This is a genomic window from Acinetobacter sp. T63, assembly GCF_053852345.1.
The window spans coordinates 2106508-2122089 of record NZ_CM132659.1; the positions used below are offsets into that span (position 1 = coordinate 2106508).

The 15582-nt window shown below is 44.0% G+C and carries 17 protein-coding genes; 8 read left to right on the plus strand and 9 right to left on the minus strand.

Annotated features, from left to right (window positions below; genetic code table 11):
- Nucleotides 1-29: 29 nt before the first annotated feature.
- A complete protein-coding gene (locus tag ACVLR6_RS10125) occupies nucleotides 30-905 on the minus strand; it encodes an urease accessory protein UreD (protein ID WP_016659274.1) in 876 nt (291 codons plus the stop codon).
- Nucleotides 906-1048: 143 nt separating this feature from the next.
- On the opposite strand from ACVLR6_RS10125, the gene ACVLR6_RS10130 reads away from it, so the two are divergent.
- Nucleotides 1049-1810 (plus strand): 3-oxoacyl-ACP reductase, encoded by a 762-nt coding sequence (locus tag ACVLR6_RS10130; protein ID WP_455995122.1) that lies wholly within the window; start codon nucleotides 1049-1051, stop codon nucleotides 1808-1810.
- A gap of 124 nt (nucleotides 1811-1934) precedes the next feature.
- A complete protein-coding gene (locus ACVLR6_RS10135; RefSeq protein WP_005179319.1) occupies nucleotides 1935-2267 on the plus strand; it encodes a hypothetical protein in 333 nt (110 codons plus the stop codon).
- A gap of 162 nt (nucleotides 2268-2429) precedes the next feature.
- Here ACVLR6_RS10135 and ACVLR6_RS10140 read toward each other — a convergent pair whose 3' ends face one another.
- Complete coding sequence (locus ACVLR6_RS10140; protein ID WP_455995123.1) at nucleotides 2430-3023, minus strand: 1-acyl-sn-glycerol-3-phosphate acyltransferase; 594 nt, start codon at nucleotides 3021-3023, stop codon at nucleotides 2430-2432.
- A 264-nt stretch (nucleotides 3024-3287) separates the two neighbouring features.
- On the opposite strand from ACVLR6_RS10140, the gene ACVLR6_RS10145 reads away from it, so the two are divergent.
- Both ACVLR6_RS10145 and ACVLR6_RS10150 read left to right on the plus strand, forming a co-directional pair.
- Nucleotides 3288-3752: a copper resistance protein NlpE gene (locus ACVLR6_RS10145; RefSeq protein WP_160241119.1), complete on the plus strand. Its 465-nt coding sequence runs from the start codon at nucleotides 3288-3290 to the stop codon at nucleotides 3750-3752.
- Between the two features lie 178 nt (nucleotides 3753-3930).
- Nucleotides 3931-4695: a copper resistance protein NlpE N-terminal domain-containing protein gene (locus ACVLR6_RS10150; RefSeq protein ID WP_455995124.1), complete on the plus strand. Its 765-nt coding sequence runs from the start codon at nucleotides 3931-3933 to the stop codon at nucleotides 4693-4695.
- 142 nt (nucleotides 4696-4837) lie between these two features.
- Here the strand turns inward: ACVLR6_RS10150 and ACVLR6_RS10155 are convergent, their stop codons facing one another.
- Nucleotides 4838-6229 (minus strand): RNA-guided endonuclease InsQ/TnpB family protein, encoded by a 1392-nt coding sequence (locus ACVLR6_RS10155; protein ID WP_016658436.1) that lies wholly within the window; start codon nucleotides 6227-6229, stop codon nucleotides 4838-4840.
- 72 nt (nucleotides 6230-6301) lie between these two features.
- On the opposite strand from ACVLR6_RS10155, the gene tnpA reads away from it, so the two are divergent.
- Nucleotides 6302-6751 carry an IS200/IS605 family transposase gene (gene tnpA / locus ACVLR6_RS10160; protein ID WP_016659780.1) on the plus strand — a complete coding sequence of 150 codons (450 nt, stop codon included), beginning with the start codon at nucleotides 6302-6304 and terminating at the stop codon, nucleotides 6749-6751.
- A 101-nt stretch (nucleotides 6752-6852) separates the two neighbouring features.
- Here tnpA and ACVLR6_RS10165 read toward each other — a convergent pair whose 3' ends face one another.
- A complete protein-coding gene (locus tag ACVLR6_RS10165) occupies nucleotides 6853-8454 on the minus strand; it encodes an isocitrate lyase (RefSeq protein ID WP_005179327.1) in 1602 nt (533 codons plus the stop codon).
- A gap of 637 nt (nucleotides 8455-9091) precedes the next feature.
- Here ACVLR6_RS10165 and ACVLR6_RS10170 point away from each other — a divergent pair.
- Both ACVLR6_RS10170 and ACVLR6_RS10175 read left to right on the plus strand, forming a co-directional pair.
- Complete coding sequence (locus tag ACVLR6_RS10170; RefSeq protein ID WP_168399263.1) at nucleotides 9092-10081, plus strand: LysR family transcriptional regulator; 990 nt, start codon at nucleotides 9092-9094, stop codon at nucleotides 10079-10081.
- A gap of 124 nt (nucleotides 10082-10205) precedes the next feature.
- Complete coding sequence (locus ACVLR6_RS10175; RefSeq protein ID WP_005179329.1) at nucleotides 10206-11522, plus strand: hemolysin family protein; 1317 nt, start codon at nucleotides 10206-10208, stop codon at nucleotides 11520-11522.
- Between the two features lie 74 nt (nucleotides 11523-11596).
- Here ACVLR6_RS10175 and ACVLR6_RS10180 read toward each other — a convergent pair whose 3' ends face one another.
- The 4 genes from ACVLR6_RS10180 to ACVLR6_RS10195 form a co-directional block, all read right to left on the minus strand.
- Nucleotides 11597-12103: a hypothetical protein gene (locus ACVLR6_RS10180; RefSeq protein WP_016659280.1), complete on the minus strand. Its 507-nt coding sequence runs from the start codon at nucleotides 12101-12103 to the stop codon at nucleotides 11597-11599.
- A gap of 140 nt (nucleotides 12104-12243) precedes the next feature.
- Nucleotides 12244-13140, minus strand: a complete 897-nt coding sequence (locus ACVLR6_RS10185) for a helix-turn-helix transcriptional regulator (RefSeq protein WP_005179331.1) — start codon at nucleotides 13138-13140, stop codon at nucleotides 12244-12246.
- Nucleotides 13141-13308: 168 nt separating this feature from the next.
- Nucleotides 13309-13479 carry a hypothetical protein gene (locus ACVLR6_RS10190; RefSeq protein ID WP_005179332.1) on the minus strand — a complete coding sequence of 57 codons (171 nt, stop codon included), beginning with the start codon at nucleotides 13477-13479 and terminating at the stop codon, nucleotides 13309-13311.
- A 224-nt stretch (nucleotides 13480-13703) separates the two neighbouring features.
- Nucleotides 13704-14696, minus strand: a complete 993-nt coding sequence (locus tag ACVLR6_RS10195) for an NAD(P)H-quinone oxidoreductase (RefSeq protein WP_455995125.1) — start codon at nucleotides 14694-14696, stop codon at nucleotides 13704-13706.
- A 129-nt stretch (nucleotides 14697-14825) separates the two neighbouring features.
- Here ACVLR6_RS10195 and ACVLR6_RS10200 point away from each other — a divergent pair, with 129 nt between their 5' ends.
- Nucleotides 14826-15170, plus strand: a complete 345-nt coding sequence (locus ACVLR6_RS10200) for a thioredoxin family protein (RefSeq protein ID WP_455995126.1) — start codon at nucleotides 14826-14828, stop codon at nucleotides 15168-15170.
- Nucleotides 15171-15240: 70 nt separating this feature from the next.
- On the opposite strand, the gene ACVLR6_RS10205 is transcribed toward ACVLR6_RS10200, so the two are convergent.
- Complete coding sequence (locus ACVLR6_RS10205) at nucleotides 15241-15513, minus strand: hypothetical protein (protein WP_005179342.1); 273 nt, start codon at nucleotides 15511-15513, stop codon at nucleotides 15241-15243.
- Nucleotides 15514-15582: the final 69 nt, after the last annotated feature.

Genomic DNA, 15582 nt, shown 5'->3' on the forward strand with positions numbered 1-15582 from the left:
TCCCTCCCATTGGGAGGGAGAACTTCATTTTATGTCCGCCAAATCCTCGGAAATTCTTCATCTAAATCAAACCAGTCACGGCGCAGCTTGGCACGTATTGCGGCAAAGGCATCATGACACTGGCGTACGTCATCCCCCAGATAACGTGCTGTCACCACATCATCCAGCAGGGTTAACGTCACCTTAATATCCATGCGCATAATCAGCTCACGGATTTGATCAATCTGCTGATCTAAATAGAATTTTGAGCGGAATTTTTCTGGCGGCACTGCCCAGAAGCTAGCCATGACTGCATGACCGTTCATTCCCAAACAGGAGCTGAGCCAGCGGTCATTGCCACTAAAACTCAAACGGTCAGTGACCAGTAATTTATTGTTCCGGTACAGCTGAAATCGATTTTGATAACTGCCCTCGATAAATGTTTCATGGCGCGCCTGACGGCCCAGTACCAACATATCCCAACCAATAAAACTGGCGGCATCCTCCAAAATAACTCTGGTTTCAGAATTGGCATGTGCACCATTAAAGAGCATGGTTTCTTGTGGTAGCCATTCAAAAATAGAGGCATCTTTAACTGTAATATCAATATGTTGGAAAGCCTGTTTTTGATTGGTCTTGTACCATTTTCCTGCACCCGGCGTGGTCACCAAGGCATGTGCGGCCTGCTCTGCCGACATCTGAAAGGTTAAATGATCACCCCCGGCAATGCCTGCCGGTGGATGCACAATAATGGCGTGGCACACCCCGGTTTTTTCCGGCCACAGCATTTTTTGCACCCGAACAGGACCATGATGTTTACGATGTTCCAATACGGTGCGATTTTCTGCGCCTTTAAAGCCAAGTTCGAGCTGTGCAAACCAATATTGCACCGCAGGCTTCACTTCTGTTGCCACCAGCTGATTCATTTTGCTCAATTCGTATCTTTTTGAAGTCTATGCCCTGGCATTAAGCAATAACTGCACCAGTTTCTATCGGCGCAGATTTCGCTTTGGCTGACTGCCATTTCTTGCTATGGTGCATCTGCATAGGGAATGAGGATGTGAACAATATGCAAATTCGTGATCAAATTGTTTTAGTGACTGGCGGCGCACGCGGTTTAGGCCTGGCGATTACCCGAACCTTATTGGCGGAAGGGGCGCGTGTAGTGGTAAATTATTTAAACAGTGCCGCTGCTGCCGAGCAACTGGTGCAACAGTATCCTGAGCAGGTCTTTGCCCATCAGGCCGATGTCACTGACAAAGCCCAGGTGCAGGCACTCTTTGCCGCAGCCAAGGCGCATTTTGGTCAGGCCATTCATAGTGTCATCAACAATGCCTTAATTAACTTTGAGTTTAATGGTGATGCCCGTCCCAAAGTCGAAGATCTGACGCTGGCCATCATGCAGCAACAGTTTGATGGTGCAGTTGTGGCTGCCCTCAATACCACCCAAGCAGCGCTCGAGGATATGAAAACTGCCGGATTTGGCCGTATTGTGAATATTGGTACCAACCTCGTGCAGAATCCGGTGGTGCCTTATCATGACTACACCACCGCCAAAGCCGCACTGTTGGCCTTTACCCGTACTGCAGCGCATGATCTGGGCCAATATGGTATTAACGTGAATATGTTGTCTGGCGGGCTGCTCCAAACCACCGATGCCAGCAAAGCCACGCCAGATGCGGTATTTGATTTAATTGCTGCCTCGACGCCACTACGCCGCGTTACCACCCCGGAAGAATTTGCTGCTGCCATTATGATGTTCCTGTCACCGTATTCGCGTGCAGTCACCGGGCAAAACCTGATTGTCGATGGCGGTCTGGTCAAAGGTTAACTGCAGTTTTGTGTGACTTTTATCACAGTAAACTAATTTTTAAGCAGTTAAACCGGTTTGTCATGCTAGAGGTGGGCTGAATTCGCTAGACTATGGCCTATCCTCTCTTCACTATTTTGCTAACATGAAACCCCTGTTTGCTTTGGCCTGCTGCACCCTGCTGAGCGCCTGTATGTTCGGTAACTCCCAAGAATTAAAACGCGCTGAACAATTGCTGGCGCAATTTGAATGCCACAATATTGAAACCGCGCTAATGACACATAGTGCCATTAACAGCTATCACGAACATGCACTGGTTGCCGCCCGGCAAAAAGCCAGCCGTTATGTGGAACAGTATCGGGAAGGTGAACAGCAATCCAGCCTGGCGGTGGATGAAATTGTGCAGCAGCAATATCAGCTTTATACCGCAGCCTGCCAATCGTTGGGCGGGATTTTTCCCAAAGCAGAACAGCCTTAAATCAAAATTAGATATTTAGAAGTTTGATCACACAAAACAGCGGATCAATCAGAGAGAAGCTTCAATCTCTCACATCTTGATGTACGGCCAATGTTGATATTGAAAGTGCATAAATGAAAAGACAGGGTCGATGCCCTGTCTTCTTTTTTTAACGATGAACGATTATTCAGCCGGTTCTGCATAGTAACGGGTATCGACACTAAACTGTTCCGGGAATTTGGCGGCAATGCTGGCATAAAACGCCATGATTTCGGCCATGTCTTTTTCCATATCTCCCGATGGATAGACAATTTTACCCACCCCACATTTTTTCTGGGCGTAGTCCATATAGGCCAATGCAATCGGCACGCCAGCCGTTACTGCCACATGGTAAAAACCGGTTTTCCACTGTTCCTGTTTGGCACGTGTACCTTCTGGCGTAACCAGCATCACCAGCTTGGGATTCTGCTTGAACAAATCACTCATCAGCTGCACCATGCTCGGACGCTGCTCACCGGCTGCCTTCGGACGACGGTCAATGCCAATTCCGCCCATTGCACGGACAAAAGGCCCAAACGGAAACTTCATATAACTGTCTTTAATGGTCAGGCGAACATTCACGCCCAAGGCTTTAAGCGCCAAACGTGCATATAGTGCATCCCAGTTACTGGTATGCGGCGCGGCAATCATCACACACTGGTCCAAATCCAGCGGCCAGTGATTGTCAATTTCCCAGCCCATCAGCCCCAAGCTCTGTTCTGCCAACTTCTCAAACACAAGCACAATCCACACAATAAAAATTGCGCGAAGTTTAACAACTCAACAGATTTAAAAAAGAGCAGATTGCCGAATATTTAATCAATTAATATATAAATGTATACAATTAGCCAAACCGTCAATCGCCATTCCTGCCAATCTTTCGGGTTTTTCTTAAATAAACCGGATGCCGGAAACTGAAAATAAATACTCACAGAAACCCAACAGGGCAATTTTTACAATCAGGCTATGCTGACCCTATCTGTCCTGTCAGGAGATTGATCGGTGAAAATAAAAATTTTGAGCCTTGCCCTCACGGCGCTGTTACTGGCCGCCTGTGATAACAATAAAACCCCTGAAACCGCCCGCGATGCAGAAACCACCTCGCCTGCCGCAGCCACTGACATGAGCGCCAATGATACAGCCGCCACCGCACTGGACTGGCCGGGAGAATATAAAGGGGTCTTGCCGTGTAGCGACTGTCAAGGCATTGAAACCGAGCTTGAGCTAAAAATGGATAAAACCTATGAGCTGAATGAGGAATTCCTAGGCCGCGCCAATGGTCAGGAGTCCAAAATTACCGGTACATTTGAATTTGACCCGAATGATCCTGCCGTTATTATTCTGGATCAGGCTGCCAATAACCGTAAATTCTTTGTCGGTGAAAACTTTATTGAAGCGCGCGATGTCAACAATGGCGACAATATTGATGCCAGCCAGAATTATCGTCTGCAAAAAGACCTGCAATAAAGCACAAGATCTAGCATCGCTAAAAGTCACCACTTTGGTGGCTTTTCTTGTTTCAAAACGGTTTTTTGCCCGCGATAAAATTTGCTACAAAACAGCGGCTCAATTTAGCCCTCTGCTCTAGGCGAATATGCCCGAAAAGTTTATGTTTAATACCTTATCCAAAGATTGATCTGTTGCCATGTTATCTCGTCCTCTTCTTGCAATTAGCACCTTGTCCTTGTGTTTAAGTGGTTGCGGTGGGCAAGCTGAAAAAAGCAGTACCATGAGCAATGCCCAGGCCCAAACTGAAACCCAACCGCAAGACAGCCTAATGCCTGCTGCTGAAACAGCAGCACCACAGCCGGAGCCGCTGGCCGGTCACTACAAAACCATCCTTGACTGTGATGATTGCCAGCAGCGTATTCTTGAGTTAAAGATTCATCCGGATCAGAGCTACAGCCTGCAAGATACCCGTATCTATGCTCGCCGTCAGCGTAGCCAGAATACACAAGGTCAGGTCAGCTATACCAATGAACAGACTGCCCAATTAATCAGTACTGATCAACAGATTCAACAATTGCAGCCCACAGCAAACGGGCTGGAACTTGTAGATACCTCATCCAAACAGCCAGCACTAAAACTGGAACGTGTTGCGACCATTGAAGTCAGCAATGCGCTGAAACATGCCGACATTCAGGCCGAACATATTGATAGCTTAAACTTTCGCGATATTATCGATACCGTCAAAGCGCATGACTACTATATGCGTATTCATAACCAGTCAGATCAGCCGCTAAAACTGAAAGTCAGCGATATTATTCTGGTCGATCAAAACTATCAGGAATATAACGCGCTGGTTGATGAAAGCTTTTTAGAACCTATTCCGGCCCAGCAAACCCGCTACAATAAAATCAGCTTTAATTATCCGGACAATGCGGTGGCGGACTATATTAAGGTGAAATAGCTTTTCTTTTTTCTTTCATTTTCTATTCTGCCGTTTCTTTTTATCTTGCTGTACTGATCTTCTTTTTTCTTTCTTATTTATTCTTTTTAATGAACTACTCGGAGCTAAAGCAACTAAAGCAACCGAGTTTCCGTAGTGCAACCTAAGTTGCACACATCTCTTTTGACGCTTCATTGGTACTGCGAAAAAGGGCTTTAACACCCTTAGTCGTCTTACGAACACCTCTGCGCCCACTAGATGACAAATGATTGTCATCCAACAGCGTTCCACTGTCTAAAATTAAATTAATCGCCCTGTTCTTAATAACAACTGATGCATTGTGATCTGCATTGTCAATGTGTCCACAACTCACGCATTTAAACTTGTCTTGGCTTTTGCGATTGTCGGGGTGAGTGTGACCGCATAAAGCGCACTCTTGACTTGTATAAGAAGCATTGATGGTAAATACCGCTTTACCTAGCTTAACTGCTTTGTAAGCTAGGAATGATGCAATTCTATGCCAACCCACGTTCAGGATAGATTTGTTTAAGCCTGCTTTGGCTTTAGCCTTATTAGGAATAAATCGACCTGATTCATCGATCTTTGGTAAAGGCTTTTTAGTCATGCTCTTGGTATTTAATTTTTCAAAGATAAATACCTTAGCTAAACCATTAACTAGGCTATGACTTGTCTTATGAGCAAAGTCCTTGCGAATATTGGCTTTCTTAGAGTGATGCACCGCAATTCGATGTTTAGTCTTAGCTCTTCGGTTTGAGCCTTTTACTTGTCGAGCGAGTTTTCTTTGCAGTCGCTTAATGTAGCGATCTGCTTTTGTTAAATGATTCTTTTGTTCTTTAGAGAAATCAAATTCTTCATAGCCTGCATGAACAGGAATGGTGACACCACGATCTATACCAACCACTATTTTTTGTAGTTGTTCTTCGTCCATGCCCTGCAAATGATCTAACTGTCTTTTGGCGTATTTTTTAGCATCGAATTTCTTACCGTCAAACTCTTGAATCTCAACACCATCTTCATAGCAGAAAGAAACGAAATATTGACCACGCTCTTTGCGAATATAAAGGGATTTCGGTTCTTTAAAGTTAGCATGAGCCTTAAAACTTAATGAGCCTATATTAAATTTTTTACCACCGATATATAGCTTGCGCTTATTTCTTTCCGTGCGAAACTCGAATAAATCAGAGGTTAAATGAATCGAACCTTTATCTGTCTTCTTTTTACGTTTTGGTCGCCCACATAAACCTTTAATAGATTTTTTGAGTGTGTTGTACCAATTAACGGTTGAGTTCTTTTGTATTGTACTAGGGCAGTTTGCAAGCCATGAACTAATCTCATCTGATTTAAAGTGAGCGTATTTTTGATCTTGGGTTTCATAATAGTGATCAAAAGTTGCAAACTTACGGGCAAATCCTCGAAAGTATTTATCCTCATCGCATTTGGCATTCCAAACGAAACGAGCACAACCCATCCACTGACTTAAAATCAGCTTTTGATGTTGTGTTGGGTATGCTCTTAATTGGATGCCTGTTAGCAATTGAAAAACCTCTAGGTGTTGAGGTTATTTTAGCTTAAAATAAGGTTAAAGTAAATCTAGTATGAGGATAAGATGTACGAGTGGAGAACAGGTAGATCATGCATTTATAAAAACATTGTTCATTTAGTATTTGTTACGAAATACAGAAGAGATGTATTAACAAAAGACATGCTTTCCTCCCTAAAAGAGATTATGGAAGAAACCTGTTTGCAAATGGATTGTGAGCTTATTGAGTTTAATGGTGAAGATGATCACATCCACCTGCTTGTAAGTGTTCATCCAAAGCACTCAGTTTCCAACCTAGTTGGAAAACTGAAAGGGAAAAGTTCTTATGTTTTAAGGCGTTCATTTTGGGATGAAGTTAAGGAAAAACTATGGGGCAATCACTTTTGGTCGCCTAGTTACTGCGCTGTATCCTGTGGTGGCGCAAGTTTGGATGTAGTGAAAAAATACATTGAAGAACAAAGAATACCAACGTCAGAAAAAAATGCTAAAAAGTCCATGTCATTAAAAAAGAGCTAACTCGCCCTTAAAAGAGCGAGAATGCGCTCTTAGTTTTGTCCATGTCATTCAAGCATAAAAAAACCCTGCAGATGCAGGGTTTTTTCTAAACCGTCTAACGATTAGCCGTTGAACTGGTTCATTGTGTTTTTCGCATCGTCACCCGCTTTAAGCGCGTTGTCACCAGCGAAGATTTCTTTGTGGTCATCACCGATATCAGAACCCGCCATTGCTTGGTGTTTCACACAAGCGATACCGCCACGGATTTCTTTACGTTGTACGCCAGCAACATAAGCCAACATACCTTCAGAACCGAAGTAACCTTGAGCAAGCTCGTGAGTAGAAAGCGCAGCTGTGTGGTAAGTCGGAAGTGTGATTAAGTGATGGAATACACCCGCTTCACGAGAAGCATCTGCTTGGAATGTACGTACTTTTTCGTCAGCTTCAGCAGCTAATTCAGTGTTGTCGTACTCAGCACTCATTAACTTAGCACGGTCGTATGCAGATACATCTTTACCTTCAGCAACCCAACGGTCGTACGCTTGTTGACGGAAGTTTAAAGTCCAGTTGAACGATGGAGAGTTGTTATAAACAAGCTTCGCATTTGGCACAACTTCACGTACACGGTTCACCATGTGAGCGATTTCTTCAACGTTAGGCGTTGCAGTTTCGATCCAAAGCAGGTCAGCACCGTTTTGTAAGCTGGTTACACAGTCAAGTACAACGCGGTCAATTTGAGTGCCTTCACGGAACTGGTACAGGCCAGATGCTAAACGCTTAGGACGGTGTAATTTACCATCACGCTTGATCAGGATTTCGTCTTCTTTCGCTTCAGAGATGTCAATTTCTTGAGTGTCTAAGTAGCTGATGTATTGAGAAGCGATGTCACCTGGCTCTTTAACCACTGGGATTTTTTGAGTCAAGTCAGCGCCTTCAGAGTCAGTACGTGCAACGATGATACCGTCGTCAAGACCCATTTCCAGGAACGCATAGCGAAGCGCGTGGATTTTCGCGATGAAGTCTTCGTGTGGAACAGTTACTTTACCTGCTTGGTGACCACATTGTTTCGCATCAGAAACCTGGTTTTCGATTTGCAGTGCACAAGCACCCGCTTCGATCATTTTCTTCGCAAGTAAGTAAGTTGCTTCTTCGTTACCGAAACCAGCGTCGATGTCGGCAATAATTGGCACAACGTGAGTTTCAAAGTTGTCGATTTGAGCAGTGATTTCAGCTGCTTTAGCAGTATCACCTGCGTCTTGTGCTTTTTTCAGTGCACGGAACAAATCGTTTAATTCTTTTGCGTCAGCTTGACGTAAGAAAGTGTAGATTTCTTCGATCAATGCAGGAACAGAAGTTTTTTCGTGCATAGATTGGTCAGGAAGTGGACCGAATTCTGAACGAAGTGCAGCAACCATCCAGCCAGACAGGTAGATATAACGCTTAGAGGTTGTACCGAAGTATTTTTTGTTCGCAATCATTTTTTGTTGCGCAACGAAACCGTGCCAGCAACCTAATGATTGAGTATACTTGCTGCTGTCTGCATCGTATTCAGCCATATCACGACGCATAATCGCAGCTGTATATTTAGCAATGTCTAAACCAGTTTTGAAACGGTTTTGCATCTGCATACGCGCAGCATCTTCAGGACTGATGTCTGCCCAAGTGTTACCGAATTTCGCTTTCAATTCGCGGATTGCATCAATCGCTGTTTGGTATGTAGTCATGATATTTTCCTGTATTAATTTTAGGATTTTCTCCAACGAAATGACTAAAATCATACCTCTGGATGTGTTCAGATTTAGAGCACTTCGTCGTGTTGAGTACAGATTAGAGTGAGTTAGAAAATTAATCCAATATCCTCAAAGAATCTTCACTATTTATTTAAAAAATATGTAGATCAAAGTCGTATCCGAAAATTTATATTACAAAACAAATATTTGATTTTTATTAAATAAATTTTATTTTACAATTCAAATAACCGATTAAAAAACACACCATTTGCTTTTTTTATATTCATTATACTTAAGTCGGGTACGGCTTTTTCCGTACAAAATCAAGGCAATATCCGGCTTATTTTTAGCCTGGTAGAGCCAACCTGACAGTGAATAGAAGAAGACCATGCTTGTGTTGAGTCGCTCAACTCAAGCATTTCTGCAGGTGGATGCGATGAGGTTTGAATCAACCCGACACGCGCTGATTTAAGCCGCTTAAACCCCGCGCGAATTGGGCCGAAAAACCCGGTAAATATGCAGGAATTGATCCGATCAGGGAACAGGCTTTTTCGGTAATTGTTCTACCCAAGCCTTCAGGCTTATGGCATAATCCAAATAATTTCTTGGGTTTATTTTCGGTATTTTTTTTATGAATCTGGAGCGGGTCGATCTCAACCTACTAATTTACCTGGACGTATTACTTCGCGAAAAAAATGTCACTCGAGCAGCTGAACAATTGGGCGTTACCCAACCCGCCATGAGTAACATTTTACGTCGTCTACGTAACTTATTTAATGATCCCCTGCTCATCCGTTCATCTGAAGGGATGACCCCGACCGAACGCGCACTTGAATTACAACCGCGTATTCGTGATGCCCTGGCTGACTTGTCGATGATTCTGGAACCCCGTACCGAGTTCCGCCCGTATACCTCCAATCGCGTATTCCGGATTATGACTTCAGACTATGCCGAAGCCACTCTGGTGCCGCGTCTGGTCAAAGCCTTGCGTTCTGAAGCGCCAAATGTGGTGCTCGACTTTCTGACCCCAAGTGATGTCTCCTATCGTGACATGGAACAAGGCAAGGTAGACCTAGCCATCAACCGCTTTAATGAAATTCCGCAAAGTTTCCACCAGGTACTGGTCTGGCGTGACAGTTTTTCCTGTCTACTCAATCAGAAACACCCGGCGGCCGGCAACCTGAACCTAAAAAGCTATTTAGATGCACAGCATATCTGGGTCTCTAAAACCGGTATGGGCGTTGGCTTTGGCGTTAATCCTGAAAAACAGGCCGGATTAGGCTGGATTGATCAGGCGCTGGAGCGGATTGGTCAAAAACGCAAGATTTCAGTCTTTACCCGTCATTATCAGATGCCGGCACTATTGGCATCCAATGTGGATCTGGTGGCCACCTTACCGACCCGAATTGCCCGTTTACAGGCCAAAAGCCAGAATCTGCTGATTAAAGACCCGCCGTTTTATATTCCGGAATTTGAATTGAAGATGGCCTGGTGTCCGTTACTGCATCATCATCCGGCGCATCGCTGGTTACGTCAGCTGATTCTGTATGTAGCCCGTCAAATGATTGAAGAAGAAAACCGTGAGTTTTTAATGAATAACTCACAATTTTCTCAATTTTGACAAAAAACGCTCATAAATCTCTCTTTTTAAAGCTTATACTAAGATGAACATGAGTAGTGCCCGGTGCACTACTCGATGTTTTTGACGTTAAAAATATTCAGAATAAAAATCCGCAGGTGGATTCGTGAGCCTCTTCCAGAACATTGTTATTATTTTCATACTGATTGCAGGAGCAGGTTTTTTATCACTGACCGAGATCGCCCTGGCCGGTGCGCGTAAGGTCAAATTAAAAATTCTGGCTGAAGCCGGAGATGAACGTGCGCAAAAAGTGCTGGATTTACAGGAAAACTCGGCAGACTTTTTTGCCGCCTCGCAAATTGGCTTGAATGCGATTGCCATTTTAGGCGGTATTTTAGGAGAAGGTGCTTTTCGCCCGTATTTCTACGATTTTGTCACCCGCTTCTATACCGGACCGTGGGCGGAAACCCTCAGCTTCGCGCTGTCTTTTACCTTAGTCACCTCTTTATTTATTCTGTTCGCCGACCTGATGCCGAAACGCCTGGCCATGATTGCACCAGAGAAAATTTCTATTTCCGTGATCAATCCAGTACAGGTATTTATTACCGTCTGCAAACCGCTGGCCTGGTTTATTAATGCCATCGCCAATATGCTGTTCCGGCTGTTTAAGGTCAATACCATCCGCGATGACAATATTACCTTTGATGATATTTCCGCAGTGATGGATGCCGGAGCCCAAGCGGGTGTGTTGCAAAAACAGGAACATCACTTTATTGAAAACGTGTTTGAACTGGAAGAACGTAATGTCCCATCCAGCATGACCACGCGTGAAAATGTGGTGTACTTTACCCTAAATGAAGCCGAAGACAGTATTCGCCAGAAACTGGCCGAGTTCCCCTATTCCAAATTTCTGGTCTGTAATGAGAATATTGATCAGGTGATTGGCTATGTTGATGCCAAAGATATTCTGGTACGGATTCTAAATAACCAGAAAATCAACCAGCTGAATGAATCAACCATTCGTAATGTACTCACCATTCCCGATACCCTGACCCTGTCTGAAGTGCTGGACCGCTTCCGCTCGACCAAAGAAAAATTTGCGGTGGTGATTAATGAGTACGCACTGGTGGTCGGCGTCATTACCCTGTCCGATATTATGATTACCGTAATGGGCGACTGGGTAACCCCTATTGAAGAAGAACAGCAGATTATTAAACGTGATAATAATTCATGGCTGATTGACGGCAGTACCCCAATTGAAGACATGAAACATGCACTTGAAATTGAAGAAATGCCCGATGAAGAAAACTATGAAACCTTAGCCGGTTTTATGATGTATCAGCTGCGTAAAATTCCGCGTCCAGCCGATACCGTGTTATATGGCGGTTATAAATTTGAAGTGGTCGATGTCGATCATTTTAAAATTGACCAGCTGTTGGTGACACGTTTACTGGAAAATAACCAGCCGCCGGAACAGGAATAATCCATCTTCCTCCAATCAAGAGCGATAAAAAAACCTTCTAGACTCTAGAAGGTTTTTTTCATGCAGCAATTCACTTAAAACTGACGCAGCAATTCATCCAGCACCGCCTGATAGTGAATGGCAATATCATCTTCCAGAATTTTATAGGCGCTGTCGAACTGCACCATTGGCCAGCCTTCTTTCCAGAACGGGAAAATATTGTGCAGGTCATGGGTCACAATCGCATCTTCACGGACAATGGCTTGTGCAATTTGTGCCAGCACCTGGGCGGTTTCTGCGCCATCAATGGCCAGATAATCAATCTGACGGGCTTTTAAAATACGAATCCGGTCTTTTTTATAGCGGATTTTTTTGGCTTGTGCTTCATTCAAGCTCAATGCCAGCGTCACCGCTTCAACAAATTTTTCCTCAAAAGATTGATGCAATGCCACCAAGGCCTGTTTATGCGCTTCCTGACGTCCCACTTTTCCGCCTTTGCGGATAATCTCTTTGGCTTCGCTATTGAGCACATCATTCTTCATACTCTGAAGGATGTCTATAATTTCAATATCGCTTAAAGATTCAGGAGACTGGTCAATCATGAAATAGCCTTGGGCAAAAAGTAAAACGCTATTTTCGCATAATTTCACTTAAAGCTCGACAGATTCCGTAGCAATTATGGCAGGAATAAGAGGCCAGTCTTAATGGTCATCAAAACTCAAATGCATACCCACAATACGAATTAATGCAGATAATGGCTAAGGCTCTGCTCCAGCTCGGTTTGTAAATGCAGCGGCGCTACAATTTTGACATAGGGAATCCAGTAGCGTACCAGCGGATAAAGCTGAATATGATGGCGAATCTGGCAGGAAATCAACAGGCTGCCACACGGCTTTTCTTCCAGAATCTGCTGCTTTGGAAACAGCCGGCGCTGTTTAAAATACAGCGCGGCATCTGCCGCAACCGATAAATGCACTTCCTGCTGTTCATGACCAAACCAGATACCTTCTTCATCTTCCAACTGTTGCAGAATAGCCGGATCATGCTCAAACGGGTCCAGTTCATAGCTGAGTTCAATCTGCTCAATCAGGCTCAGGCGATACACTTTTAAAGTGTCCGAATGCACCGCAGCCAGATACCAGTTACCATGATGATGAATCAGGCGATAAGGCTGCACCCGGCGGGACTTGTTTTTATAGACAAAGCCAATGTACTGACGCTGCTGAATGGCTTGGGTCAGGGTTTTAAAATGTTCGGCATATTGGCTACTGTCTTCATAATCATAACCTTTGGCGGAAAACACCAGATTGGCACGATGATCCATCAGCTCACGTAGGAACGAAATATCCAGCGAGGGATAAAGATCGCTAATGCCCGACAACTGGGCAAAGTTCTGGATATCCTGAAGTTTAAACCGTCCCAAATAGGAAGCATCAAGATAGTATTTTTTGCTGCGTTTGTCCTGCAATAAAGGTAGATAGGCATTCAGCCGATCAAAGTCACGTTCAATGGTGCGGGTGCTGACTTTAAATTCCTGGGCCAGTTCCGGAATACTCAGCTGATGCCCTACATTGAGTTTGGTTAAAATACTGACCAGCCGTTCAGCCAGTCGTTCATGTGTTGAAGTAACACACTTCATGATACCCTCATGGTGCTGTTTTAAGGCACTGTTTTTTCTATCAATTAAACAACCGTAAATTGAAATTTATTAAATAAAAATCATATAAATAATTAGACCAAAACTTTAAATACATTTACGTTAAAAGTAAATCAAAATACGTATCACAAGGCTGCATTCAGCTTAAACTTAAGGCTTATTCTGATCTAGGCGATCAACATAACGCTCTAAATGCAGCATGGCACTATACACCCGGTGGATATCTGCCAGACCTATTTTTTGACGGATAATGGCCCGATGAATGCGCCTTAAAGCACGTATATTCTGGGTGGTGGTATATGCTGTAGATGAAATTCTCATGATTCTGCCCTCTGTCTCTTCATTGAAATATCCAGTTTATTTTTATGATGTCTGTTTTGGATGTGGGCTAATGTACAACACAGTTTCGACAGGTTGTGTCAAATACATCACATATATTTTAATTTTTAGTAAAACTTGTACAGTTTAAGTAATAAACATCTATGTACTAACTTGAAATAAGCATAAAAAAGACCGGCAATAGCCGGTCTTTTTTAGGTGCAGAATTAAATAATTTCTACCACAACCTTGCCAATATGATCACCGGTATCCATGGCCGCATGCGCTTCCTGGATCTGATCAAATTTAAAGGTTTTAAAAATCATCGGCAGACATTCACCTTTGCTCAATAATGGCCACACTGTGTCTTGCAAGCCTTGGGCAATTTCGGCTTTTTCTTCGGTGTTACGCGCACGCATGGTTGAACCGGTAATGGTCAGGCGCTTCATCATAATCGGGCCAAGTTTCACATCTTTGGCTTTGGCACCGCCCAAGAACGCGATATAAACCAGACGACCATCACGGCGTAACAGGTTCAGGTTACGTTCCAGATAAGGTGCACCAACGATATCTAAAATAACATCGACGCCGCCATTGTCAGTCTGCTCATTAATCACCTGCTCAAAATCTTGTGTCTTGTAGTTAATGGCGGTGGTCAGATGGGAAATAGCCTGTACTTTTTCATCTGAACCGACAGTGGCAAAGGTTTTCATGCCCAGCGCATTACATAACATCAGCGCTGTGGTACCAATACCGCTGCTACCCCCATGGACCAGTACTGTTTCGCCAGCCTTGGCTTGCCCCATCTGGAACACGTTGGCCCATACGGTAAAGAAGGTTTCCGGAATAGCCGCAGCTTGTACAAAACTCAAGCCTTCAGGAATGGTCAGGGTCTGGCTTTCCGGAACCACGCAGTATTCTGCATAGCCACCGCCATTGGTCAGGCCACAAACTTTATCGCCGACTTTAAATTTGCTGACCTCTTCGCCTACCGCTACCACTTCACCTGCCACTTCCAATCCCGGCACAGGCGTCACCCCTTTCGGCATTGGATAGAGGCCTTGGCGCTGCAAGATATCCGGGCGGTTTAAACCAAAGGCATGAACCTTAACCAGCACCTCATTGGCTGCTGGTGTCGGAATAGCCACACTTTCATAGGCCAGTTTTTCCGGGCCGCCTGGTTCTGTAATAATGACCTGCTGCATCGTCGCTTGTGACATGGATTTTCCTTAATTGTTCAGTGCAAGTTTCTGTACTCTATTTGAACATAGAAAAATGACGGAATGAAGCCAAGCCGGACTTATGTATAATGAGATGTATATTTCGCAGATTGATAACTCAGGTGAGCCATGGCCAAGGTCATCGACTATAACGAAAATAATTACAGTGAATTTGAATGGTTTGATGGCTTTGCCGTGATCCGTTTTTATGCAGACTGGTGTGCACCCTGCGTACAGAATTTTCCGGTGTTTGCCGAACTGGCCGGCTATTATGCCCACCATCAGCCAGAGATTAAATTTGGCAAGATCAATGTGGATCAATCTCCCATTCTCACCCTGCGTTATCATGTCTATGGATTACCTTCGACCCTGATTTTCAAGCAGGGACAGATCATCCACAGAATTGCAGGGGTCAAATGTCTGACAGAGATGAAATCTATTCTGGCCTTAATCCTCAATGATTCTTATGAATGATTATCCATATAAAACTAAATCCAACAAAAATATTTCCTTTAGCTCGCTATCTAAAATACGGAGCCTTTAATTAACTACACCCTTTATATTCCTTTACCATTCGATCACTCACATCTTCCGGATAACATAGCGGTGCATATCCGCCTACACGATTATAAGCACTACGCTTACCACAACGACTACCATTACTTGCAGTATTGTAAGGACACGGACAATTTCCCGGATAATTCTCAATCGACTGCTGGATTATTTTCTGCTTGATTGCTTCAATGCTTTGGCTGCTCTGTTTGGCTTCAGCTCCAAAAGCCACACACAAGCCAGCCAGCAATATTAATTTTTTCATATATCCCCTAAATCTAGGGAGCATTGTATTAATTGACCGGTAAATTGAAAGATCACATTTTGACCAATC

What these genes read in the sequence shown, in the direction of transcription:
- tnpA (WP_016659780.1), top strand. Translation starts at nt 6,302, where the DNA reads ATGTACGAGTGGAGAACAGGTAGATCATGCATTTATAAAAACATTGTT.
- ACVLR6_RS10135 (WP_005179319.1), top strand. Translation starts at nt 1,935, where the DNA reads ATGAAACCCCTGTTTGCTTTGGCCTGCTGCACCCTGCTGAGCGCCTGT.
- ACVLR6_RS10170 (WP_168399263.1), top strand. Translation starts at nt 9,092, where the DNA reads ATGAATCTGGAGCGGGTCGATCTCAACCTACTAATTTACCTGGACGTA.
- ACVLR6_RS10195 (WP_455995125.1), bottom strand. Translation starts at nt 14,696, where the DNA reads ATGTCACAAGCGACGATGCAGCAGGTCATTATTACAGAACCAGGCGGC.
- ACVLR6_RS10200 (WP_455995126.1), top strand. Translation starts at nt 14,826, where the DNA reads ATGGCCAAGGTCATCGACTATAACGAAAATAATTACAGTGAATTTGAA.
- ACVLR6_RS10185 (WP_005179331.1), bottom strand. Translation starts at nt 13,140, where the DNA reads ATGAAGTGTGTTACTTCAACACATGAACGACTGGCTGAACGGCTGGTC.
- ACVLR6_RS10190 (WP_005179332.1), bottom strand. Translation starts at nt 13,479, where the DNA reads ATGAGAATTTCATCTACAGCATATACCACCACCCAGAATATACGTGCT.
- ACVLR6_RS10150 (WP_455995124.1), top strand. Translation starts at nt 3,931, where the DNA reads ATGTTATCTCGTCCTCTTCTTGCAATTAGCACCTTGTCCTTGTGTTTA.
- ACVLR6_RS10165 (WP_005179327.1), bottom strand. Translation starts at nt 8,454, where the DNA reads ATGACTACATACCAAACAGCGATTGATGCAATCCGCGAATTGAAAGCG.
- ACVLR6_RS10125 (WP_016659274.1), bottom strand. Translation starts at nt 905, where the DNA reads ATGAATCAGCTGGTGGCAACAGAAGTGAAGCCTGCGGTGCAATATTGG.
- ACVLR6_RS10205 (WP_005179342.1), bottom strand. Translation starts at nt 15,513, where the DNA reads ATGAAAAAATTAATATTGCTGGCTGGCTTGTGTGTGGCTTTTGGAGCT.
- ACVLR6_RS10130 (WP_455995122.1), top strand. Translation starts at nt 1,049, where the DNA reads ATGCAAATTCGTGATCAAATTGTTTTAGTGACTGGCGGCGCACGCGGT.
- ACVLR6_RS10180 (WP_016659280.1), bottom strand. Translation starts at nt 12,103, where the DNA reads ATGATTGACCAGTCTCCTGAATCTTTAAGCGATATTGAAATTATAGAC.